Origin of the sequence: Neorhizobium petrolearium (genome assembly GCF_017873175.1) — a bacterium.
Taxonomy (GTDB): Bacteria; Pseudomonadota; Alphaproteobacteria; order Rhizobiales; family Rhizobiaceae; genus Neorhizobium; species Neorhizobium petrolearium.
In genome coordinates, this window is sequence record NZ_JAGGJW010000001.1 from 298086 (window position 1) to 319918 (window position 21833).

A 21833-nucleotide genomic window follows, 5' to 3' on the forward strand; every position below is an offset into this window, starting at 1 on the left:
TGGGCTCTCCGATTGGACAAGGGCAGGCCCGGTTCGCCGGGAATAGCGAGATTTGAAGTTGAGCACGAGGGCCGAAGCCGGCTGCGTGAACGCAGCCCCGTGCCTGAAGGAGGCTGGAAGCCATGCGGATGAGTGAGGAAGAAAAACACCGGTTATGGGAAGAGGAGCAGAATTCGCTCAAATTGCCCTGGATGACCCATCGTGAATTCGACCGGCTCTCCGAGCGCCAGAAATCGCGCGAATGGCAAAAGCTCACCCAGTATTTCACGACCTATCTCGGCTTCTGGAAGACCTGCGATCTTTCATCCTGCCGCCGCGCCAAAGCCTGCAAGGGTTTTCTCACGGAGGCGCAGTATCGCGCCGAGCCGGGTTACCAAACCAGCTTTCCGCCCTGTGTCGGACCCGGCGGGGCACACCAGCAGGAGGTGCTGGAGGCCATGAGGCAGCTCGGCGGCGGGACGGAGGACGACGAGCCCAAATATGATGGCAGGCAGCGGACGGAAAGAGATGACGCATGACAGGCCCGGTCGAGCGTCCGCGCCGCCCCCCGCTCACGCCTTGTCGAGCGCGATCGTGAGGTCCGCGATCAGGTCGTCCGGGTGCTCGATTCCGATCGAAAGCCGGATGGTCGAGTCGAGCACGCCGATCCGCTCGCGCACATCGGCCGGCACGCCGGAATGGGTCATGGTCGCCGGATGGCTGGCAAGCGATTCCGTGCCGCCGAGGCTGACGGCCAGCTTGAAGATCTGCAAGGCGTTGAGGAACCGGAACGAGGCCGGCTGCCCGCCTTTGATATCGAAGGAGAAGGTCGAGCCGCCGCCGCTGCATTGCCGCGAAAAGACCTTTCCGGTCGGCGATTGCGGGTCGTCGAAGGGCAGGTAGTGCAGCTTTTCCACCCGTGGATGGCTGCGCAGGAATTCGGCGATCGCGGCCGCATTGGCATTCGCCTTTTCCATGCGGATCGACAGCGTCTCGAGCGAACGGCCGAGCATCCAGCAGGAATGCGGGTCGAGCTGCGTGCCGATCGCCCCGCGCAGCGCCTTCACCTGCTTCATCACCGCCTTGGAGCCGAGCGCCGCGCCGGCGATCAGGTCCGAATGGCCGCCGACATATTTGGTGAGCGAATAGAGCGAGATATCGGCCCCGTGCTCGATCGGCCGCTGGAAGACCGGGCCGAGCAGCGTGTTGTCGCAGGCGATCATCGGCGTGTGGCCCTGCCGTTTGCCGATCGCCTCCGCCACGCTCCGCATCAGCGGGATATCGACCAGGCTGTTGGTCGGGTTGGCCGGCGTTTCGATCAGGATCACCGAGACGCGGCCTTTCGCCATAGCCTCTTCGGCCGCGGCGGTGACCGACGACCCGTTGACCCCGTCGGCAAATCCGACCGCCGCGACGCCGAGGTTGAGGAAGGTTTTCGCAAGCAGCGTTTCGGTGCCGCCATAGAGCGGCTGCGAATGGAGGATGCTGTCACCCGGCTTGACGAAGGCCAGCAGCGTCGTGGCGATCGCCGACATGCCGGAGGAAAAGAGCGCGCAGCTTTCCGTCTGCTCGTAGACCGCCAGCCGGTCCTCGACGATCTCGCTGTTCGGATGGTTGAAGCGGGAATAGACAAGGCCCGCGCCGGTGCCGGGCGGCGGCTCGCGGCGGCCGGAGACGAAGTCGAAGAAGTCGCGGCCCTCTTCCGCCGATTTGAACACGAAGGTGGAGGTGAGGAAGACCGGCGGCTTGACCGCCCCTTCGGAAAGCTCCGGATCGTAGCCGTAGTTCAGCATCTGCGTTTCGGGATGGAGCTTGTGGTTGCCGATATGCGTCTTGGAAGGGTGCGGCGCGGTCATTTTCGTCTCCTGCGGGTGAGAAGCTGCATCATTTGAAATAAGGTCGCCGGTGGCTTTCTCAAGCACCGGGGCATGGAAGGACAAAAGGTCCGCAATGTCGCAAGTATGACGTTGACCCTCCCGTCCGGGGGAGGCTATCACTGCTTCGGTTCCAAAACGGGAGGATGCCGCGAAGTCTCGGGCATCATTGATCAAAAATGCAGCGTCTTACCGCGTCCACCCCCCTTCCGGCCCATGTTATAAGGCCTGCCTATGACCGTGCTTCGCTAAGGCCCGGTATAGTCCATATAGGGCTTGGCGCTTTCCACCGGGCGCATCAGGCGGTCTATACGGATGCGGCGCTTGGCGAGGAATTCGGGCACTGGGGTATTGTCGGCGTCAGCTTACGCTCGGTCGATATCGTCCATGACCTGAGGGCGCAGGACGGGCTTTATACGGTCATCGCCCGCAGTGCCGCGGGAGACAGCGCCCGGGTCGTCGGTTCGGTGGTGAAGGGGCTGTCGGGCACGGAGGACCGGGAGGAAATCCTGTCGCTGATGGCCGATCCGGCGATCAGCATCGTCACCATGACGGTGACGGAAAAGGCCTATGGCTACGATCCGGTCTCCGGCGGTCTGGACCGCAACCATCCCTCGGTCGCGGCGGATCTCGCCAATCCCACCGCCCCCGTCGGGGTGATCGGCTATATCGTCGAAGGTCTGGCGCGCCGCCATGCCGCCGGCCTGCCGCCGTTCACGGTTCTCTGCTGCGACAATCTGCCGACCAACGGCCGCATCGTCCGGCGGCTCACGATCGAGATGGCCGGCAGCCGCGATCCTGCGCTCGCCACCTGGATCGCCGGCGAGGGCGCCTTCCCCTGCAGCATGGTCGACCGTATCGTCCCCGCCGCAACGGAAGAAACCCGCACCCGCGCTGAAAAGCTGCTCGGCGCGGAAGACAGGCTGGCGCTGGATACCGAACCGTTCCTGCAATGGGTCATCGAAGACCGCTTCGTCTCCGGCCGGCCGAAATGGGAGGCGGGCGGCGCGCTTTTCGTCAGCGATGTCGAGCCTTACGAGAAGATGAAGCTCCGGCTCCTGAACGGCTCCCATTCCATGATGGCCTATCTCGGCCAGCTTCACGGCCTCACCTATATCCGCGACGTGATCGCCGTGCCGGAATATCGTGAAAGAGTCCGGCGGCACATGGCGGCGGTTCTGGAAACACTCGATCCGGTTCCCGGCATCGATCTCTCCGCCTATCAGGACGAACTCATCGAGCGCTTCTCCAATCCGGGCATCGCCCATCTGACGCGCCAGGTCGCCATGGACGGATCGCAGAAACTGCCGCAGCGGATCATGGTGCCGGCCGTGGAAGAGCTTGCTAAAGGCAAGGATGCGTCGGCATTCGCTTACGTATCGGCGGTCTGGATGGCCTATCTGATGAAGATAAGCGACATCAACGATCCGCGTGCTGCCGAACTCAAGGCCGCGGCCGCGAAATCGATGCCGAATGATCCTTCGGCGCCGTTCTTCGAGGTTCCGGGCCTTTTCCCGCAGGCGCTGGTCGAGAACCGCGCCTGGCGTGCGCTGGTGAACGCGGAGCTCGAAAAGCTCTAACCCCGGAATGTGTAATCGGCGATCGACTGCGGCTTCATCTCGATCGAGAAGCCGGGCCGCACCGGCGGCATGTAGGCGGCATTTTTGATGACGCAGGGATCGACGAAATGTTCGTGCAGGTGATCGACATATTCGATCACCCTTCCGTCCTTGGTGCCGGAAACGGCGATATAGTCGATCATCGACAGATGCTGCACATATTCGCAAAGGCCCACGCCGCCGGCATGGGGCCAGACGGGCAGGCCGTATTTCGCAGCGATCAGCAGCACGGCGAGCACCTCGTTCAGACCGCCCATGCGGCATGAATCGATCTGCACGATGTCGATTGCGCCTTCCGCGATGAACTGCTTGAACATGATGCGGTTCTGGCACATCTCGCCGGTCGCGACCTTGACCGGGCCGATCGCCTCGCGGATCTTGCGGTGGCCGGCGATGTCGTCCGGGCTGGTCGGCTCCTCGATGAAGAAGGGGGTGGCGAAGGCGAGCTTCTTCACCCAATCGATCGCCTGCCCGACTTCCCAGACCTGGTTGGCGTCGATCATCAGGAAGCGGTCCGGGCCGATCACCTCGCGGGCGATGGTCAGCCGCCGGATATCGTCTTCGAGATCGCGGCCGACCTTCATCTTGACGTGATTGAAGCCGGCATCGACGGCTTCCTGGCAGAGGCGGCGCAGCTTCTCCTCCGGATATCCCAGCCAGCCGGCGGAGGTCGTGTAGCAGGCATAGCCTTCGCGCTTCAGCGTCCCGATCCGCTCCGCCTTGCCGGCTTCGGCCCTTTTCAGGGTCGCCAGCGCTTCCTCGCGGGTGAGCACGTCGGTGAGGTAGCGGTAGTCGATGATGTCGGCGATCTTTTCGGCCGGCAGTTCTGAAACGAGCTGCCACACCGGCTTGCCCTGCTGTTTGGCATAAAGATCCCAGAAGGCGTTGACGACTGCGCCGGTGGCAAGGTGCATGGCCCCCTTGTCGGGTCCGATCCAGCGCAACTGGCTGTCGCTTGTCAGGTGCCGCCAGAATTTGCCGGGCGCCTCAGCAAAACTTTCGAGCTCCTGGCCGACCACCAGATGCCGCATCGCCTTGATCGCCATGCAGCAGATGTCGTTGCCGCGGCCGATCGTGAAGGTCAGGCCATGGCCGGCAAGACCGTCGCGATCGGTGTCGAGGATGACGTAGGCTGCCGAATAGTCCGGATCCGGGTTCATCGCATCGGAGCCGTCGAGGCTTTGCGAGGTCGGGAAACGCAGATCGAAGACGCGGAGATCGGTGATGCGGGTCATGGGCTTCTCTTTGAGGTCAGATGGTCCAGCCGCCGTCGATGGCAAAGGCCTGCCCGGACGTATAGGTCGCGCCGGCGATGTAGACGGCGAGGTCGGCGATTTCCTCCGGCGTCCCGAGCCGGCCCATCGGCTGGCGGGCGATGAAGGCGGCCCTGGCGGTCTCGTAGTCGCCTTGCGCCTTCATGCGGTCCTGCAGCGAGGGGCTTTCGACCGTGCCGGGGCAGATGCAATTGCAGCGGATGCCCTGCGTCACATAGTCGGCGGCGACCGATTTGGTGAGCCCGATGACGGCCGCCTTGGTGACGCCGTAGGCAAACCGGTTCGGCACCCCCTTGATGCTGGATGCGACAGACGACATGTTGATGATCGCCCCGTCCTTGCGCTCCAGCATGCCGGGCAGCACCGCGCGGATGGTGCGGATCATTGCCTTCACGTTGAGGTCGAAAGCGAATTCGAGGTCGCTGTCCTTCATCTCTAGGATCGAGCCGCCATGTACCACGCCCGCGCAGTTGAAGAGGATGTCGACCCTGCCGATCCTTTCGACGAAAGCCCGGATGGCCGCATCGTCGAGCACATCCAGCCGGGCGGTCGCAAGATGACCGATATTCGGGACCTCGGCGAGCGCCTTGTCGTTGATATCGGTCGCGTAGACCTGAGCGCCCGCCTCCGCAAAGGCAAGCGCCGTCGCTCGCCCAATGCCTTGACCGGCGGCGGTTACAAGCACGGTCTTTCCATCCAGTCTGGTCGTCATGTCATGTCCTCGGTTTCTGGCCTGGCCGGTCAGTCATGATGAAAGACCTCTTCCATCATCGCCCACCATTCACCCTCTTTGCGACTCGCAAGCGGTCTCTGGCAAGGGATGGTGAAGGACCACCATTCCTGATTTTTGGGATCGGCCGCCATTTTCGCCATGTCGGCTTCGAAATCGGTGCCGTGATATTCCCAGGTTCCGAACAGCAGGTTCTCCGGCTCTCGCAGGAAGATTGTGTAGTTCCTGATGTTGCAGCGGCTGATGAGATCGAGAATTTCCGGCCAGACGGCCGCATGCAGACGTTTGTATTCAGCGATCATATGCGGCTCGACGCCGATCACCATGCCCATTCGCCGCATCACTTCCTCCTCAGACTTCCACCAGCGCCTTGACCACCCCGGCCGCCGGATCGGTCAGCCCCGGAAAACGTTCCGGCACATCCGCCAGCGTCATTCTATGGGTGATCAGCGCCGCGGGGATCCTGCCTTCCCGCATGGCCTGCATGACGCGCTCGAAATCCACTCGTGTCGCATTGCGGCTGCCGAGCAGGGAGGTCTCGCGCTTGTGGAATTCCGGATCGGAGAAGGTGATGTCGCTCGAAACGATGGAGACCAGCACATAGGTACCGCCATGACCGACGAAGCCGAAACCCCGTTCGATCGCCTTGGGGTTGCCGGTGGCGTCGAAGACCACATCGAAGAAATCGCCATCGGTTGCGGCCGAAAGCCGAGCCTCGTCTTCGGCGCCGAGCTGTACGGTCGAGGTGATTCCGAGATGCCGGCGGGCGAAGTCGAGCCGATCGGTCCGGCTGTCGAGCAGCGTCACGTCGCCGCCGTCGAGCAACGCGAAGATCGCCACGGCGAGGCCGATCGGTCCGGCGCCGGTCACCAGAATCTTCTGGCCGGGTTCGACCCGGGCGCGGGCGACGGCATGCGCGCCGATCGCCAGAAATTCCACCATGGCGGCCTGGTCGAACGAAAGCCCGTCGGCCTTCAAGACGAATTCCTGCGGCAGGCTGAGATATTCGCTCATGCCGCCGTCGCGATGGACGCCGAGCACGCCAAGGGTTCGGCAGCAATTGGTCCTGCCTTTCAGGCAGGCGTGGCAGCGGCCACAGGAAATATAGGGAATGATCGAAACGGTATCGCCCGGCGAAAGGTGGCTGCCGGGGGGCGCTTCCTCGACGGTCGCCGCAAGCTCGTGTCCCATGACCCGCGGATAGGAAAGATAGGGCTGGTTGCCGGTGAAGATATGCAGGTCCGTGCCGCAAACCCCGATGCGGCGGAGCTTCACCAGCACCTCGCCTTCGCTGCGGGCAGGCTTCGGACGGTCGATGGCGCTGAGCTTGCCAGGCGCATCGCAGATGATTGTCAGCATGTGCTTACGCTCCGAGTCTGTAGAAACGTTGGGCATTGCCGCCGAAGACGGCCGCGTGGTGCTCGGACGGCACCATATCGAGGCACTGGCCGAGCCAGGCGCGATAATCTCCTGCGAGTCGAAGCACCGGCCAGTCGCTGCCCCAGATCACTCGCTCCGGACCGAACAGATCGAGAATGGCTTCCGCGTAAGGCCGCACCGCTTGCGGTCTCTGGTCGCCTGCTTCGGTCAAGAGGCCGGAGAGCTTGCAATGGACGTGCGGCAGTTCGGCAAGCGTTTTCATCCGTGCATGCCAGTCGATGAACCATCCCTCCGCGATCGGCGGCTTGGCGCCGTGGTCGATGACGATCGGCAGGCCGGGATGTCGACGGGCGAAGTGGGTGAGCGGTTCGAGATGACACGGCAGCACCAGCGCATCAAAGACCAGGCCGTGTTCGGTCATCGCGACGACCGCTGGATCGAGGCGCGGATCGTCGATCCAGCGGTCGTCCGAAATATCCTGCAGCATCGGGCGAAGGCCTTTCAGCTTCGGATGCCGCGCCAGCCGGGTGATTTTTGCAGGTGCATCCGAAGCCTTCATGTCGGTCCAGCCGACAACGCCGAGGATGAAGGCCGTCTTGTCCGCAAGGTCCAGCATGAAAGCGGTGTCGGCCTCGTTCTCCATTGTCTGGACCAGAACGGTGCCGTCTACATCGGCGTTGGCAAGAAGCGGCCGCATATCTTCCGGCATGAAGTCCCGATGGATGGCGGCAAGCTTCGGTGGCGGCCATTGACCGGCCCGGTCAGCGATTCGCCAGAAATGCTGGTGAGCGTCTATCCGCATCGCTCAGGCCTCCTCCCGGGGAATGGGAGCCCCTTCGGCGATAAGCCCGTGCTCTTTCAGTCGAACCCAGAACGATGCCGGAATGCTTTCGGAGAACCAGTCGATATTGGATTTGATCTGTTCAGCGGTGCGGGCGCCGGAGACGATGGTCATTACAGCGGGATGGGCGAGAGGAAATTGCAGCGCAGCCGCTTGCAGCGTCACGCCTTCCTCTTCGCAGACAGTGTTGAGGGTGTCGAGTTGCGCCAGGATTTCGGCTGGCGCGTCCGTGTAGTTGAATTTGCGGTTGCCGGCGAGCAGGCCGGAATTGAAGGGACCGGCAACGACGATGCCGACGCCCCGCTGGGCGCATTCGTCTATGAAGGCAAGGCTTCGCTGTTCGAGAAGCGTGTAGCGCCCGGCGAGCATCGCGACGTCGATGTCGCAAACCCTCATGGCGTCGCGAATGATCTCCCATTCGTTGACGCCAAGGCCGATGGCCTTGGTGAGCTTCTGCTCACGCAATTTGCGCAGCGCCTGGAAGCCGCCGCCGTCGGTCAGTTGCTCCCAATAATGCAGGTGCCGATCCCCGTGTGTCATGCTGCCGATGTCGTGCACATAGAGGATATCGGGCTTCAGGATGCCGAGCCGCTGCTGGCTCGCCTCAAAGGAGCGCATGATGCCGTCACGGGTGTAGTCGTAGACCGGACGGAAAGGCAGAGGCGCGATATAGCCATCTTCTTCCGGGCCGACTGTTTCGTCCGGCACCATGATACGGCCGACCTTGGTGCTGAGCACGTAGTCGCCGCGATCGAGGTCGGTCAGCATGGTACCGAGCCGGCGTTCCGAACGCGTGTAGCCGTAGAAGGGCGCCGTATCGTAGTAGCGGATGCCGGCACCCCAGGCCGCCTTGAACGCGCCGGCGGACTCTTCGTAGGAGGTCTTGCGGTAAAGATTGCCCATCTGCGCGCAGCCGAGCCCCATGACGGTCAGTTCGACGGGGGCGTTGGGTAGCTTTCGGCGGTCGGCGACGTGCATTGGCGTAATCCCTGGATAAGCAATGAGGGACACGCATCATTGACGATGCGTGTCCGCAGGAGGCGGCTCAGTAGAGGACGTTCTTGGCTTCCGGCTTGTCGATATTGTCCTTTGTGACCACCACGACGCCGGTATCGACGAATTTCTCGACCTTCTCCTTGTTCATGACCTTGAGCACGGTCTGGATGCCGAGTTCACCCATCTGGAACGAGCCCTGGACGGCGATTGCGGCAAGCGTGCCGTCCTTGACGAATTCCTGCAGATCCTGGTTTCCGTCGAAGCCGATCGCCACGACCTTTCCGGCCTTGCCGGATTGCTTCAGCGCGCGGCCCATGCCGATTGCGGTCGGTTCGTTGGCGCCGAAGATGCCCTTGAGGTCGGAATTGGCGGCCAGGACGTCGGTCGTCTGGTTGAGCGCCGTCGCCATCTGGGACTGCGAATAGAACGGGCCGACGATCTGAAGCTTGGAATGCGCCTTGATATAGTCGGTGAAACCGCCGACGCGGCCGATTTCGGAGCCGGCGCCCGCCACATAGGACATGACCGCGATCTTGCCTTCGGTGCCGACCTTGTCGATCAGCGCCTGTGCGGCAAGCTCACCCGCCTTCTTGTTGTCGGTGGCGAGGAAGGATTGGTAATATTGCTCGGCATCCTTGGAGAGCATCGAGTCGACGATCACGACCGGGATGCGGGCTTCCCAGGCCTTCTTGACGGCGGGGACGAGCGCATCCGGATCGGAAGGCGCCAGCACGATGCCGGAGACTTTGCGGTTGACGGCGTTCTCGACCATGTTCACCTGGTCGGCGATGGCCGATTCCGCGGCCGGCCCCTGGAAAGTCATGGTGTTGTCGCCGCCACCGGCCTTCATGGCGGCATCGGCGCCTTTCTGGACGTTCTGCCAGAACGTGGAATTGACGGTCTTGACGATGACCGCGATTTCGCCGGCCTGGGCCGGAATGGTGGCGAGCGCAATCGCGGATGTCAGCAATGCGGCAGCAAGCTTTTTCATTTTCTTCCTCCTCTTCGTGGCCTGACCGGCCGGTTTTCGAGAGAGCTCCTCACTCCCTGAAGTCTTGCGGAAACGGGTCCGCCCCCCTCTCTCAACGGCGATTTCGAAGCTGGTCGATCCACACGGTGACCAGGATGACGAGGCCGATGATGATCTGCTGCGTGAAGGCGGAGACGCCGTTCATGTTCAATCCGTTGCGCAGGATGCCGATGACGAAGGCGCCTATGGCGGTGCCGGAAATCGTGCCGACTCCTCCGATAAGCGAGGTGCCGCCGATGACGGCGCTGGCGATGGCATCGAGTTCGTACATGACGCCTTCGTTCGGCTGGGCCGTGACGAGGCGCGACATCAATACGCAGCCGGTGAGGCCCGCAAGCGTTCCGGAAAGCACATAGGTGAAACTGACGATGCGGGTGACGTTGACGCCGGAAAGCCGCGCGGCATCCGGGTTCGAGCCGACGGCATAGATATGCCGACCGAGCACCGAGCGGTTCAGCATGAGGGAAACAGCGATCGCAATCACCACCATCAGGATGACGGGATAAGGGATGCCCGGAAAGACGACGGTCGGAAACCCGTCGTCGCCGATATTGACCACGCGCAGGAAAGAGCCGTTGCCGAGTTCGCCGAAGGATTCGCCAAGGCCGGAAACCGCGCGGGCGCCGGTGATCTGCAGCGCAACGCCGCGGGCGATCAGCATCATGCCGAGGGTCGCAATGAAAGGCGGAAGCCTCATCTTCGTGACGAGCATGCCGTTGATGAAGCCACAGATCGTTCCGGTCAGGATGCCGGCGATCATGCCGAGCCAGACGGGCATGCCGAAATCCTTGACCGCCAGCGCCGCGACGACGCCGGACAGCGCCAGCACCGAGCCGACGGAAAGATCGATGCCGCCGGTGATGATGACGCAGGTGGCGCCGATGCCGAGCAGTGCGATCGACGTCACCTGCAGTGCGATCGTCATGCCGTTGTTGAGGGTGAAGAAGGCGCTGCTCGTCAGCGAAAAGACGGCAATCAGCACAAACAGGCTGCCGAGTGCGGCGAACTTCTGGATGATGTCCTTCTGCCGGTCGCTGAGCGAGACGCCCTTCTGCTTGGAAACTTCGGTGATTTCGGCCATGTCGTCCCTCATCCTGCCGACCGCGCGTAGCCGGAGGCATATCGCATGATTTCTTCCTGGGTCGTCTTCTTCGTCTCAAGCACCCCGGTGATGCGGCCCTGGTGGAAGACCGCGACGCGGTCCGTCATGCCGAGGATTTCCGGCAGTTCGGAACTGATCAGCACGACGCCGATGCCTTCGGCCGCGAGCGCGTCCATGATGCGGTAGATCGATAGTTTCGCACCGACGTCGATACCGCGCGTCGGTTCGTCGAAGAACAGCACTTTCGATTTGCGAAACAGCCACTTGCCGATGATGATTTTCTGCTGGTTGCCGCCGGAGAGCAGCCGCACCGGCTGCTTGATCGAGGGCGTGCGGATGTTGAGAAGGTTGACATAGTCGTTCGCCGCCTTGGCCTGCTTTGCGAAGTCGATCAGCCCGAAACGGTTGGAGACGTCTTCCATGTTCGCAAGTGTCATATTGGCGTCGACCGGCATCTTGATCGCCAGCCCCTGCGCCTTGCGGTCTTCGGAGAGATAGGCGATGCCGGCCGCGATCGCGTCGCGCGGCGAGGTAATCGAGAGCGTCCGGCCGTGCAGCGTCACCGTGCCGGCATCGAGCGGGTCGGCGCCGAAGATGGCGCGGGCGACTTCCGTGCGGCCGGCGCCCATCAATCCCGCAAAACCCAGGATCTCGCCGCGGCGGAGTGTGAAGGAGACGTCGCGGAAGGTGCCGGCGCGGCTGAGGCCCTCGGCGCTGAGGACGATCTCGTCGCTCGGGGTCGAGGTTCGGTCCGGGAATTTTTCGTCCAGCGACCGGCCGACCATTTTCGAGACGATCGCATCGACGGTGGTGTCGGCGAAATCGTCGGTGGAAATGTAGCGCCCGTCGCGCAGCACCGTGACCCGGTCGACGATCTCGGCCATCTCGTCGAGCCGGTGCGAGATGTAGACGATGCCGACGCCGGAAGCCTTCAGGTCGCGGATGACCTTGAAAAGAAGCCGCGTCTCCTGCTCGGTGAGCGAGGAGGTCGGCTCGTCCATGATCAGGACCTCTGCGTCGAGAGAAAGCGACTTGGCGATTTCGACCATCTGGCACTGCGCAACGGAGAGCCCGCGCACCGGTCGGCCCGGATCGATGTCGACGCCGAGCCGGTCGAGACAGCGTTTGGCATCTGCCCGCAGCTTTTTCCGGTCGACCAGAAAGCCGCGCCCCATGAAACCGAGGCGGGGTTCGCGGGCGAGATAGATGTTCTCGGCGACCGAAAGATGCGGAACGAGATTGAGTTCTTGGTGAATGATGGCGATGCCGGCGGCTTCGGAGTCACGAGTGGAGGAGAAGTGTCGTTCCGCGCCCTTGTAGATGATCGTTCCGGCGCTCGGCTGGTAGACGCCGCTGATGATCTTCATGAGCGTCGATTTGCCGGCGCCGTTCTCGCCGCACACGGCATGCACCTCGCCGCGCCGGAGATCGAAATGCACGTTGGAGAGCGCCCGGACGCCGGGAAATTCCTTACTGATATTGTCGAGGCGGAGCAGCGGCTCGCCGGAAGCCGAAAGCGCAGGCCCCGCCGTCATGGCGGGCCTATGGGCGCTCTGGCGTGGCTCGGCGGGCCTGCTTTCCATGATCTCCTCCCGGGGCTGGATGGCCCGATCCGCCTTCGGCTCCTCCCGCTGGCGTTGCTTAATGGGTAACCCTCAGTGGAAAAGTGGTCAAGCCAATTTTTATTCGAGCAGCGGAATGGTTGCGAGCTGATGGGGGGTGCTGGCCTGAAGACAGGAAAAGTTACGGTATTTCAGCTATATGATTTGCGCCTTGCTCTGTTCGGCTCCTGGGCCTATGGTAAGGCCAAATACTCGGGATGACGAAATCCATGAACGAATCCATCAAGGCGGCTGAGCCGCGGCGACTGTATCAGCAGATTGCCGACCAGATCCGATCCCTCATTCAGGCGGGACAGTTTCCGGCCGGTGCGCGCCTGCCGGCGGAGCGGGAACTGGCCCAGCAACTCGGCGTGTCGCGTCCATCCCTGCGTGAGGCGCTGATCGCGCTCGAAATCGACGGCAGCGTCGAAATCCGCATGGGCTCCGGCATCTATGTAACGGCCGAGCCGGATAGGCGCCCGTGGCAGACCGGCTCGATGGGAGAGAGCCCGCTGGAATTGATGCAGGCGCGCGCCGCCGTTGAAGGCGCGGTCATCCTTCTGGCGGCGGCGAAGATCACGCCGGATGGACTTAAGTCCTTGCGCCAGACGCTCGACCAGATGCGAGCGGAGATCGCCGAAGGCCGCAAGCCGCTCGATCTCGACCGGCTTTTCCATCTGACGATCGCCGGCCAGTCGGGAAATTCCGTGCTGGCGCATATCGTGGGTGATCTTTTCGACGAACGACACAGCCCGCTCTCGGCGCAGATCCGCGTCCGTTTCGAATCGCCCGAGACCTGGGGTTTCGCGCTTGCCGAACACGAGGCGATCTATGCGGCGCTGGAGGCGCGCAATCCGCTGCTTGCCCAGGCGATGATGCATGCGCATCTGGAGGAATCCAAACAGCGCTGGATGAACAATGAGGCCCGGTGATATTTGCGCCGGCCTGGGGAGGAGACAGGCATGAACGAGGCGGTTTCGCCGATCATCATTTTGAATCCGGCCGACGATGTGGGGGTCGCGCGGCGGTCTCTCCCGGCGGGCGGATCGACCGGTTACGCCGATCTCGTGGCACGCGAGCTGATCGGCCGCGGCCATAAGGTGGCGATCAGGCCGATCCCGGCCGGTCGCGAAGTGAAGAAATACGGCCAGGTGATCGGTGTCGCGACGCAGGATATCGAGCCAGGCAGTCACGTGCATCTGCACAATCTCGCCATGCTGCCCTCAGAGCACGAGCATCAGTTCAGCGTCGATATCGAGGAAAGGGGCATGCTGCCGGAAGCGGAGCGGCGCACTTTCCTCGGCTACGACCGGGGTTTGGGCGGCGCCGGCACGCGCAACTTCATCGGCATCATTTCCTCGGTGAACTGTTCCGCCACCGTGTCGCGCTACATCGCCGACTACTTCAATCGAATGGGGGGACTGGACGGGTTCCCGAACGTCGACGGCGTGGTGGCGCTCACCCACGGCGGCGGCTGTGCATTGAATACCAAGTCGGAAGGCTACCGGCTCTTGATCCGCACCATCCAGGGTTATGCAAAACACCCGAATTTCGGTGGCATCCTGATGATCGGGCTGGGCTGTGAGACGAACCAGATTGCGCCGATTCTTGAACATTATCGCATGGAGGAGGGTGACCGGCTCAGGACCATGACGATCCAGCAGCATGGCGGAACGAGGAAGACCATCGACGCGGCGATCGCCATCATCAAGGAGATGCTGCCAGGTGTGAATGCGGCGAAACGCACGCCGCAGCCGCTTTCGAAACTGAAGCTTGCGCTGGAATGTGGCGGCTCGGATGGTTATTCCGGCATCTCCGCCAACCCGGCGCTTGGCCATGCTTCCGATCTCATCGTCCGCAACGGCGGGACGACCGTGCTTTCGGAAACCCCGGAAATCTATGGCGCCGAACATCTGCTGACGCGGCGTGCGGTGACGCCCGAAGTGGCACAAAAGCTTCTCCGGCGGATCGACTGGTGGCGGGATTACACCGCCCGCAACGGCGACGAACTGAACAACAACCCCTCGCACGGTAACAAGCTGGGCGGCCTGACCACCATTCTTGAAAAGTCGCTCGGGGCGGTCGCCAAGGGTGGTTCCATGCCGCTGAAGGCGGTCTACGAATTCGCGGAGACCGTCACCGATCGGGGGTTTGTCTTCATGGATACGCCGGGTTACGACCCGGTGGCGGTGACGGGCCAGGTCGCGGGTGGCTGCAATGTCATCTGTTTCACCACCGGCCGCGGCTCGGTCTCGGGCTTCAAGCCGGCGCCCTGCATCAAGATCGCAACCAACTCCGAAATGTACGAGCACATGAAGGAGGACATGGACCTGAACTGCGGCGGCATCGTCACCGGCGAGGAGACGATCGAGGAGGCAGGAGTTCGCATTTTCGAGGATGTGATCGCTGTGGCTTCGGGCAAGAAGACGCTGAGCGAAATCTACGACTATGGCGACAATGAATTTGTGCCGTGGCAGGTCGGGGCGGTGACCTGAGCCGCCGCCCCGAGGATTGTCTTACCGGATGAGGGCCTACCGCGATCCGGCCGGCTTCTGCTGTTGGGCCTGGACTGTCTGCGGGGCTGGGGTGCCGAAGAACCGGTCGCGCTCGCGCCACAGCGCCGGGATCGACAGGAGGGCGATCGAGACAAAGGCGATCGCAGTCTTCGTCAGCTCGTCGAGCTCCGGCGAACGCCCGTCGAAGTAATAGACGAAATAGACGATCGCGACGTGCCAAACATAGACATAGAGCGAATGGCGGCCGAGAAGCTGCAGGTATTTCAGCGAGAAGACCCAGGTGAGAGCGCCCGCGATACGGCGAACCCACGCAGCCTTGTGCTTCGGACCCGCGACGATCAGCCAGGTGACGAGCAGGGCCACGGCGGCAAAGTTCAGGAGATAGACCGGGCCGAAATCGGCGCGGATTTCCATTGAGGCGAACTTGCCGATCATGTGCGGCGGCATCAGCTCATGTGCCGTGATGAGGCGCAGCGGCAGGAAAAACAGCACCAGCACCAGCGCCACTTTGGGGATGAAGGTGTTGTCCGGCGAAAGGATCTTCTTCCAGTCGATCTTGCCTGCCGAGGTCAGCGCACCGAGCACCAGAGCCGAATAGAAGACAATCTGCCAGCCGAGCAGGTTGAACGACACGCGGACACCCTGGTCGTCCGCGCCCATAACCAGGTCATTGAGCGGTGTCGTGACGATCTGTTGCAGACCGAGCTGCGCGGTCATCCAGAGGATGATCGAGCCGGCGATGACATAATGCCACTTGTCTTCCAGCACGAGTTTCACGAGCATCGGCGCAAAGAGCATGTAGACGATGTATTGCGGCAGGATATCCATGAAGGTCGGCTGATACAGGAAGGAGGCGATCGCGGCGAGACGCAGCGGATCATCGAAGTTCGTGTAGCCGAGCCAGTTGAACCAGATCGTATAGGCGCCGGGCAGCAGCATCTGCGCGACCAGTACAACCAGAACGATGCCCATCGCATAACGATAAAGCTCGAAGGCCCTGGTGTAGATGGCGGCGCGGCCGGCAGCATAGCCATTTCTCATCATCTTCTTGGCATAGACCATGCCGATCAGCAGGCCGGACAGGAAGACGAAGCCTTGCGCATCTTCCACGAAAGCAAGCTGGTTGTGGTTGATTTTCACCAGGAAATAGCCGCCGGCGAAGATCAGGTGATTGATCAGCATGAAAACGAGGAAATATCCTCGCATTCCGTCAATTATATCAAAGCGTTTCATCGGTCGCGGTCTCCGTCTTTGCCGGTCCCGATGGCTGGCGCCGGTCGGTCCGTAAGGCCTCTCCGGGCCGGGAACTTACCCGCCTAAACGTCGAAAAAAGCCTGAGGGTTCCGTCTGCAAATCGGTAAGCACGGTTCTTCTAGACAGTTTAAGCAGGATCGAGCGTAAACTGTGCGTGATGACCCTGCGATGAACGGAAGGTTGGCCGATGTTCAGGTCTATTCGGCGGCGACGCGTTTCAGGCCTGCAACCTGTGTGAGGTAGGCGCGCAAGGCGGCGGGCTTGACCGGCTTATGTTGCACGCTGATGTCGTGCCTCTCCGCTTCGGCCCGGACTTCCAGCGTCCGGTCGGCGGTGATGAGCAATGCAGGGATTTCGGCCTGATAGAGGGCACGCAGTCTCAGAATCGCGTCGATGCCATCTCCATCGTCGAGATGGTAATCGGCGATGATCACTTCAGGCGGCGGTTCACGATGGTCGACGATGTCGTCCAGGGCGGCAATCGAAACCGCCTGGCCGACCGTGCAGCCCCAGCCGGTGATGAGCAATGCCATGCCTTCAAGAATTCTCGGTTCGTTGTCGATGCAGAGGACACGGAGGCCGTTGAGCGGCTGCGAGCGCTTGCGACGTTCGGGTTGAGCGGCGGCGCGGGCTGTCTGCTGCACCAAGAGATCCATAGGCACCTGAACGCGAAATATCGTGCCGCGACCGGGCGTCGAGGCAAGTCGGACGGGATGGTCCAAGACGCGGGAGATGCGATCGACGATCGACAGGCCAAGCCCGAGCCCTCCCGCCGTCCTTGCGCCTTCATCCAGCCGCGCGAATTCCTTGAAGACAGTGCGGAATTTCGAAGGGGGAATGCCGATGCCCGAATCCAGAATTTCAATGACCACCTGGTCACCCCGCCGGCGTGCGCCGACGAGAACTTTGCCGCTGATCGTGTATTTGATCGCGTTGGAGACGAGGTTTTGCACCAGACGGCGCAGAAGATTGGCGTCCGACCGAACCCGCAGCGACGTCGGAACAACAACAAATTGCAGGTTCTTCTCGCGCGCCATGGGTGCGTAGTCCGTCTCAATGCGACGGAAGAGATCCTCGAGCGGCACGGATGTGAAGCGCGGCTTCATCGCGCCCGTATCCAGCCGGGAAATGTCGAGCACCGCTCCGAGGATCGACTCGACCGATTCCAGGGCGGAATCGATGTTGTGGACCAGCACACCGTTTGAGTCGGAAGCGCCGAGCCGCTCGACCAGTGCGGAGGAATAAAGCCGGGCGGCATTGAGCGGCTGAAGGATATCGTGGCCGGCGGCGGCGAAGAAGCGGGTTTTGCCGATATTGGCTTCCTCGGCAGAAGCCCGGGCCTCGGCAAGTTCATGATTTACCCGCATCAGCTCGGCCGTGCGCTCGCCGACGCGCTGTTCCAGCGTCTCGTTCGCTTGTTTCAACGCTCTGTCGGCGGCGACACGTTCGGAGATATCGGTAAAGGTTGCAACGATGCCCTTGTCAGGCATGGCATTCGAGCGCACTTCGATGATCCGGCCCCCACCATTGAGAACGAGGGAGAAAGGTGCATCGAGCGTCTGGAACTGACGAATCACCTCCGTCTGGTCGGAGGCTGGAATGTCGCCGCGGTCCGAGAGGATGGCGACGATGTCCGCGAGGGGGAACCCCACCTGGCCCACCTGTTCCGGCAGGTCGAGCAGATTGCGGAAGCGCCGGTTCCATATGGTGAGCCGTTCGGAACTGTCGAAGACGGCGATGCCCTGGTCCATCTGCGAAAGGGCGGTCTGCAGCATGTCCTGGTTATATTGCAGCGCTTCGCTCGCCTGGTCGAGCAGCCAGGCGGTGTCGGCATTGGTGTCCTCGGCCTTTTGCAGGATGAGCGACAGCACGAGCCGCGCGGAGGAGGAGCCGATCGCACTGCCGAGCAATTGCTCGGAGAAATGGATCATCGCCATGTCGGCCGGCTGGTCGTCGCTGAACGTCCGTCCGGCTGTTTGCTCGTAATTGGTGAAGGATCGCCGCATGCGCTCCTCGCCGAGATAACGGGCGATCGCAGCTTTGAGGTCTCCGACGCTGACGCGGGTCTTCCAGCCGCGCGTGGCGAATTGCGAGCGTACGTGCCGCTTGACGAAGATGCCGGCCTGGATGCGCTCGACCGGCCGCGGGTTACGCGACATTGATCCAAGCACGAAGGCAAGCGTATTGAGTGTCAGACTGAAGATTGTGGCATTGACCAGCGGGTCGGTCTCGGGTCCGGAGAAGATGCCGGTGCCCGGAAACAGGAAGTTGAGGACGGCCGAGGCCACGTAGGAATTGTCCTGGCCGCCGAGGCTGGGCAGGAAGAGCAGATACGCCCAGGCAAGGAAGCCGAACGACATGCCGAGGATTGCTCCCCGGGCGTTCGCTCGTCGCCAGATCAGCCCGCCGAAGAGCGCAGGCGCGACCTGGGCAATCGCCGCGAAGGCCAGCAGACCGATCGAGGAGAGGCCCGACTGGCTGTCCGCCATGCGGTAATATCCATAACCGAGGATCAACACCGCGAAGATCGCCAAACGGCGGATGTTGAGGAGCGTGCGGGTGAAATCCGAGCGCTGGCCGGAGCGCGCTGCCATCAGCTTCTGCCGGAGGAAGATCGGAATGATGATGTCGTTCGACACCATGATCGAGAGCGCCACCGATTCGACGATCACCATGGCAGTGGCAGCCGAAAAGCCACCGATGAAGGCGATGAGGGAAATGACCTTGAGTTCGCCGGCCAGAGGCAGGGTGAGCAGATAGAGATCAGCATCGCCGATGCCGCCGAAGGTAATCAGTCCCGCCATCGCCGCGGGCAGCACAAAGAGATTGATCGCGATGAGATAGAGGGGCAGAAGGGTACCGGCGACCCGTCGCTCTCGGGCTGTTCGGTTCTCGACCACCGTGACATGGAACTGCCGCGGCAGCAGGATGATCGCGAAGGCGGAGAGCGCGATCAGGACGAGCCACCGGCTGAGCGGCGTCTGATAGGAAAGCGACGAGCTGACCAGAAGGTTTTCCGACGCCTTGGTGAAGAGATCGGCAGGCCCGTCGAACAGGATCAAGAGGACGGAAATGCCGACCGTCGCAAAGGCGAGCAGCTTGACGACCGATTCCATGGCGACCGCCAGGATCAACCCGTCCTGATGCTCCGTCGCATCCGTGTGCCGGGTGCCGAACATGACCGCAAAGCAGGCCATGAGGATTGTCACGATCAGTGCGAGATCGACGAAATAGAGATTGCCGCTGCCCAGCCCGTAGTCTGATGGGTTGACCATAACTGCGACCGAACTCGACACCGCCTTGAGCTGAAGCGCGATATAGGGAATGGCGCCGACGAGCGCGATCACCGCGACGATCATCGCAACGGTGGAATTCTTGCCGTAGCGGGCGGCGATGAAATCCGCGACCGATGTGAGTTTCTCGGCTTTGGCGAGATCGATGATGCGTTTCAGCACCGGCATGCCGAGCGTGAAGGCCAGGATTGGGCCGATATAGATGCCGGTGAATTCCAGCCCTCTTTGCGAGGCAAGCCCCACACCGCCGAAATAGGTCCAGGACGTGCAGTAGATCGCAAGGCTGAGCGCATAGACGACCGGCCGTCCGTTTTTCGGCACGCCGAAGAGACGGCTTCGCCGGTCCCCAAAACTGGCCACTGCGAAAAGCAGCAGGACATAGGCGAAAGCCGAAACAAAAATGACCCAGCCTGGAAGCATGGCTCCTCCCCGCGGAAATTGCGGTGGTCTGAACATTAGGGGAAAAGCATGCGCTTGGAAATCAGCGGCGCCATCGGCAAAAAGTCCAATAGACGCTCATGATTAAGCCCTTGGACATCCGCATCTTTTCAGGTCGGGCGTTTGCGCTATGTTGTGTATCGTCGCAACCTGGAAACCGGGGGTATAGAAGCATGTCAATGATCAGCGAATTCCGTTCCTTCATCGCCAAGGGCAACGTGATGGATCTCGCCATCGGCATCATCATCGGTGGCGCCTTCACCGGCATCGTCAATTCGCTGGTGAACGACGTCGTGATGCCGATCGTGGGGGCCATCACGGGCGGCGGTTTCGACTTCTCCAATTATTTCCTGCCGCTGTCGAGCGCGGTGACGGCTCCGAACCTCGCAGCCGCGCGCGAACAGGGCGCCGTCTTTGCCTATGGCAGCTTCATCACCGTGCTGATCAACTTCCTGATCCTTGCCTGGGTCATCTTCCTTATGGTCAAGGGCGTGAACAGAGTGCGCCTGATGGAAGAGAAGAAGCCGGCTGAAGCCGCGCCCGCCCCGCCGCCGGCCGACGTCCAGCTTCTGACGGAGATTCGCGATATCCTGAAAACAAAGTGATCTTTTGATCACATTTTCAGGAATCATCATCGGAATCGATTGCCGGCTCACGGATTATCATGGGATTTTCTGACCTCCCTGAGTTAGAGAAAGGGAAACAGGTCAAGGAAATCCGATGTCGATTATTGCCAGTCTCAGTCCTCGCGCCGTCTCCGCGCCTGAAAGCGGGATCGTCGAGATCATCAATCATGCTCGCGGCCGGGAGGGCCTCATTCCGCTCTGGGCCGGCGAAGGGGATCTGCCGAGCCCGGACTTCATCAACCGGGCGGCAACCGAAGCGCTGATGGCCGGCGAGACCTTCTATACCTGGCAGCGCGGCATCCCCGAACTTCGCCAGGCGCTGTCGGACTATTATGCCAGGCATTTTTCCGTGACGCTGCCGATGGAGCATTTCTATGTGACCGGTTCCGGCATGCATGCGATCATGCTTGCCGTGCAGGCCATCGCGTCGCCGGGCGACGAAGTGATCTACCTCTCGCCGACCTGGCCGAACATCATCTCGGCGATCGATATTTCTGGCGCGCATTCGGTTGGCTTGCCGCTCGACTTCGCGGGCGGCCGCTGGTCGCTCGATCTTGCCAAGCTGGAAGCGAGGATCACGCCGAAGACCAGAGGCCTCTTCATCAACACGCCCGCCAACCCGACCGGCTGGACCGCGACGCTCGAAGATCTGAAGGACATTCTGGCGCTCGCCCGCAAGCATGGGCTCTGGATCATCGCCGACGAGATCTATGCCCGCTACTATTATGGCGGCGCGGCCCGTGCTCCGTCTTTCCTCGACTTCATGGAAGGGGGTGACCGGATCATCTTCGCCAATTCCTTTTCCAAGAACTGGTCGATGACCGGTTGGCGCGTCGGCTGGCTGGTGGCCCCCCCGGAAATGGGCCAGGTCATCGAGAACCTGGTGCAGTATTCCAATTCCGGCGTCGCGCAGTTCCTGCAGCGCGGCGCGGTCGTGGCGCTCAATGAGGGCGATGCGTTCGTCCGGGCGAATATCGACCGCGCGACCAAGGCGCGCGATATCCTCTGCGATGCCCTGATCGCCACCAACCGAGTCGAGACCCTGAAGCCCGATGGCGCGCTCTATGCCTTCGTGAAGGTGGACGGCATTACCGACAGCCGCAAGGCGGCGCTCGACATCGTCGACAAGATTGGCGTGGCGCTGGCGCCGGGCTCGGCCTTCGGCAAGGGCGGGGAGCTTTTCCTGCGCGCCTGCTTCCTGCGCGATCCGAGGCAGATCGAGGAAGCCGCTGCACGCCTTTCCGATTACATCAAGCGCCTCTGAGACAGTTCGTTAAAAT

The 21833-nt window shown here is 62.0% G+C and carries 18 protein-coding genes; 6 read left to right on the plus strand and 12 right to left on the minus strand.

Going from position 1 to position 21833, the window contains the following annotated elements; genetic code table 11:
- The first annotated feature begins 128 nt into the window (after nt 1–128).
- The gene (locus J2046_RS01555) at nt 129–518 is read left to right on the plus strand and encodes a hypothetical protein (RefSeq protein ID WP_210048434.1); all 390 of its coding nucleotides are present in this window, start codon (nt 129–131) and stop codon (nt 516–518) included.
- A 33-nt stretch (nt 519–551) separates the two neighbouring features.
- Here the strand turns inward: J2046_RS01555 and J2046_RS01560 are convergent, their stop codons facing one another.
- The gene (locus J2046_RS01560) at nt 552–1835 is read right to left on the minus strand and encodes a cystathionine gamma-synthase family protein (RefSeq protein ID WP_210048436.1); all 1284 of its coding nucleotides are present in this window, start codon (nt 1833–1835) and stop codon (nt 552–554) included.
- Between the two features lie 197 nt (nt 1836–2032).
- On the opposite strand from J2046_RS01560, the gene J2046_RS01565 reads away from it, so the two are divergent.
- A complete protein-coding gene (locus tag J2046_RS01565; protein WP_210048438.1) occupies nt 2033–3433 on the plus strand; it encodes a mannitol dehydrogenase family protein in 1401 nt (466 codons plus the stop codon).
- On the opposite strand, the gene J2046_RS01570 is transcribed toward J2046_RS01565, so the two are convergent.
- From J2046_RS01570 to J2046_RS01610, 9 genes are all read right to left on the minus strand, one after another.
- Nucleotides 3430–4707 (minus strand): L-fuconate dehydratase, encoded by a 1278-nt coding sequence (locus J2046_RS01570; protein WP_210048440.1) that lies wholly within the window; start codon nt 4705–4707, stop codon nt 3430–3432. The two genes, J2046_RS01565 and J2046_RS01570, sit on opposite strands and share 4 nt — an antisense overlap.
- Nucleotides 4708–4723: 16 nt before the next feature.
- Nucleotides 4724–5458: an SDR family oxidoreductase gene (locus tag J2046_RS01575; RefSeq protein WP_210048442.1), complete on the minus strand. Its 735-nt coding sequence runs from the start codon at nt 5456–5458 to the stop codon at nt 4724–4726.
- Nucleotides 5459–5487: 29 nt separating this feature from the next.
- Nucleotides 5488–5817: an L-rhamnose mutarotase gene (locus J2046_RS01580; protein WP_210048444.1), complete on the minus strand. Its 330-nt coding sequence runs from the start codon at nt 5815–5817 to the stop codon at nt 5488–5490.
- Nucleotides 5818–5827: 10 nt separating this feature from the next.
- Nucleotides 5828–6835, minus strand: a complete 1008-nt coding sequence (locus J2046_RS01585) for a zinc-binding alcohol dehydrogenase family protein (RefSeq protein WP_210048446.1) — start codon at nt 6833–6835, stop codon at nt 5828–5830.
- A gap of 4 nt (nt 6836–6839) precedes the next feature.
- A complete protein-coding gene (locus tag J2046_RS01590) occupies nt 6840–7658 on the minus strand; it encodes an amidohydrolase family protein (protein WP_210048448.1) in 819 nt (272 codons plus the stop codon).
- 3 nt (nt 7659–7661) lie between these two features.
- A complete protein-coding gene (locus tag J2046_RS01595) occupies nt 7662–8675 on the minus strand; it encodes an aldo/keto reductase (RefSeq protein WP_210048450.1) in 1014 nt (337 codons plus the stop codon).
- 67 nt (nt 8676–8742) lie between these two features.
- Entirely contained in the window at nt 8743–9684 is a 942-nt protein-coding gene (locus J2046_RS01600) for an ABC transporter substrate-binding protein (protein ID WP_210048452.1), read from the minus strand.
- A 91-nt stretch (nt 9685–9775) separates the two neighbouring features.
- Nucleotides 9776–10804 (minus strand): ABC transporter permease, encoded by a 1029-nt coding sequence (locus J2046_RS01605; protein ID WP_210048466.1) that lies wholly within the window; start codon nt 10802–10804, stop codon nt 9776–9778.
- Nucleotides 10805–10812: 8 nt separating this feature from the next.
- Complete coding sequence (locus tag J2046_RS01610) at nt 10813–12360, minus strand: sugar ABC transporter ATP-binding protein (RefSeq protein ID WP_233469508.1); 1548 nt, start codon at nt 12358–12360, stop codon at nt 10813–10815.
- Nucleotides 12361–12656: 296 nt separating this feature from the next.
- On the opposite strand from J2046_RS01610, the gene J2046_RS01615 reads away from it, so the two are divergent.
- Nucleotides 12657–13358 (plus strand): FadR/GntR family transcriptional regulator, encoded by a 702-nt coding sequence (locus J2046_RS01615; RefSeq protein ID WP_210048470.1) that lies wholly within the window; start codon nt 12657–12659, stop codon nt 13356–13358.
- Nucleotides 13359–13388: 30 nt separating this feature from the next.
- On the plus strand, nt 13389–14921 hold the full coding sequence (locus J2046_RS01620) for a UxaA family hydrolase (protein ID WP_210048478.1): 1533 nt from the start codon (nt 13389–13391) through the stop codon (nt 14919–14921).
- Nucleotides 14922–14957: 36 nt separating this feature from the next.
- Here the strand turns inward: J2046_RS01620 and J2046_RS01625 are convergent, their stop codons facing one another.
- Together J2046_RS01625 and J2046_RS01630 are read right to left on the minus strand one after the other, a co-directional pair.
- Entirely contained in the window at nt 14958–16175 is a 1218-nt protein-coding gene (locus J2046_RS01625; protein WP_210048480.1) for an OpgC family protein, read from the minus strand.
- A 218-nt stretch (nt 16176–16393) separates the two neighbouring features.
- Nucleotides 16394–19909: a PAS domain-containing hybrid sensor histidine kinase/response regulator gene (locus J2046_RS01630; RefSeq protein ID WP_210048489.1), complete on the minus strand. Its 3516-nt coding sequence runs from the start codon at nt 19907–19909 to the stop codon at nt 16394–16396.
- Nucleotides 19910–20106: 197 nt separating this feature from the next.
- Here J2046_RS01630 and mscL point away from each other — a divergent pair, with 197 nt between their 5' ends.
- Nucleotides 20107–20532 (plus strand): large conductance mechanosensitive channel protein MscL, encoded by a 426-nt coding sequence (gene mscL / locus J2046_RS01635; protein WP_210048496.1) that lies wholly within the window; start codon nt 20107–20109, stop codon nt 20530–20532.
- A 115-nt stretch (nt 20533–20647) separates the two neighbouring features.
- A complete protein-coding gene (locus J2046_RS01640; RefSeq protein WP_210048498.1) occupies nt 20648–21817 on the plus strand; it encodes a pyridoxal phosphate-dependent aminotransferase in 1170 nt (389 codons plus the stop codon).
- The last annotated feature ends 16 nt before the right edge of the window (nt 21818–21833 follow it).

Bases quoted from the DNA above. Each gene is read 5' to 3' on its own strand.
- J2046_RS01555 (WP_210048434.1), top strand. From the start codon at position 129: ATGAGTGAGGAAGAAAAACACCGGTTATGGGAAGAGGAGCAGAATTCG.
- J2046_RS01610 (WP_233469508.1), bottom strand. From the start codon at position 12,360: ATGACGGCGGGGCCTGCGCTTTCGGCTTCCGGCGAGCCGCTGCTCCGC.
- J2046_RS01560 (WP_210048436.1), bottom strand. From the start codon at position 1,835: ATGACCGCGCCGCACCCTTCCAAGACGCATATCGGCAACCACAAGCTC.
- J2046_RS01620 (WP_210048478.1), top strand. From the start codon at position 13,389: ATGAACGAGGCGGTTTCGCCGATCATCATTTTGAATCCGGCCGACGAT.
- J2046_RS01615 (WP_210048470.1), top strand. From the start codon at position 12,657: ATGAACGAATCCATCAAGGCGGCTGAGCCGCGGCGACTGTATCAGCAG.
- J2046_RS01625 (WP_210048480.1), bottom strand. From the start codon at position 16,175: ATGAAACGCTTTGATATAATTGACGGAATGCGAGGATATTTCCTCGTT.
- J2046_RS01630 (WP_210048489.1), bottom strand. From the start codon at position 19,909: ATGCTTCCAGGCTGGGTCATTTTTGTTTCGGCTTTCGCCTATGTCCTG.
- J2046_RS01590 (WP_210048448.1), bottom strand. From the start codon at position 7,658: ATGCGGATAGACGCTCACCAGCATTTCTGGCGAATCGCTGACCGGGCC.
- J2046_RS01565 (WP_210048438.1), top strand. From the start codon at position 2,033: ATGCAGCGTCTTACCGCGTCCACCCCCCTTCCGGCCCATGTTATAAGG.
- J2046_RS01640 (WP_210048498.1), top strand. From the start codon at position 20,648: ATGTCGATTATTGCCAGTCTCAGTCCTCGCGCCGTCTCCGCGCCTGAA.
- J2046_RS01600 (WP_210048452.1), bottom strand. From the start codon at position 9,684: ATGAAAAAGCTTGCTGCCGCATTGCTGACATCCGCGATTGCGCTCGCC.
- mscL (WP_210048496.1), top strand. From the start codon at position 20,107: ATGATCAGCGAATTCCGTTCCTTCATCGCCAAGGGCAACGTGATGGAT.
- J2046_RS01575 (WP_210048442.1), bottom strand. From the start codon at position 5,458: ATGACGACCAGACTGGATGGAAAGACCGTGCTTGTAACCGCCGCCGGT.
- J2046_RS01595 (WP_210048450.1), bottom strand. From the start codon at position 8,675: ATGCACGTCGCCGACCGCCGAAAGCTACCCAACGCCCCCGTCGAACTG.
- J2046_RS01585 (WP_210048446.1), bottom strand. From the start codon at position 6,835: ATGCTGACAATCATCTGCGATGCGCCTGGCAAGCTCAGCGCCATCGAC.
- J2046_RS01580 (WP_210048444.1), bottom strand. From the start codon at position 5,817: ATGCGGCGAATGGGCATGGTGATCGGCGTCGAGCCGCATATGATCGCT.
- J2046_RS01570 (WP_210048440.1), bottom strand. From the start codon at position 4,707: ATGACCCGCATCACCGATCTCCGCGTCTTCGATCTGCGTTTCCCGACC.
- J2046_RS01605 (WP_210048466.1), bottom strand. From the start codon at position 10,804: ATGGCCGAAATCACCGAAGTTTCCAAGCAGAAGGGCGTCTCGCTCAGC.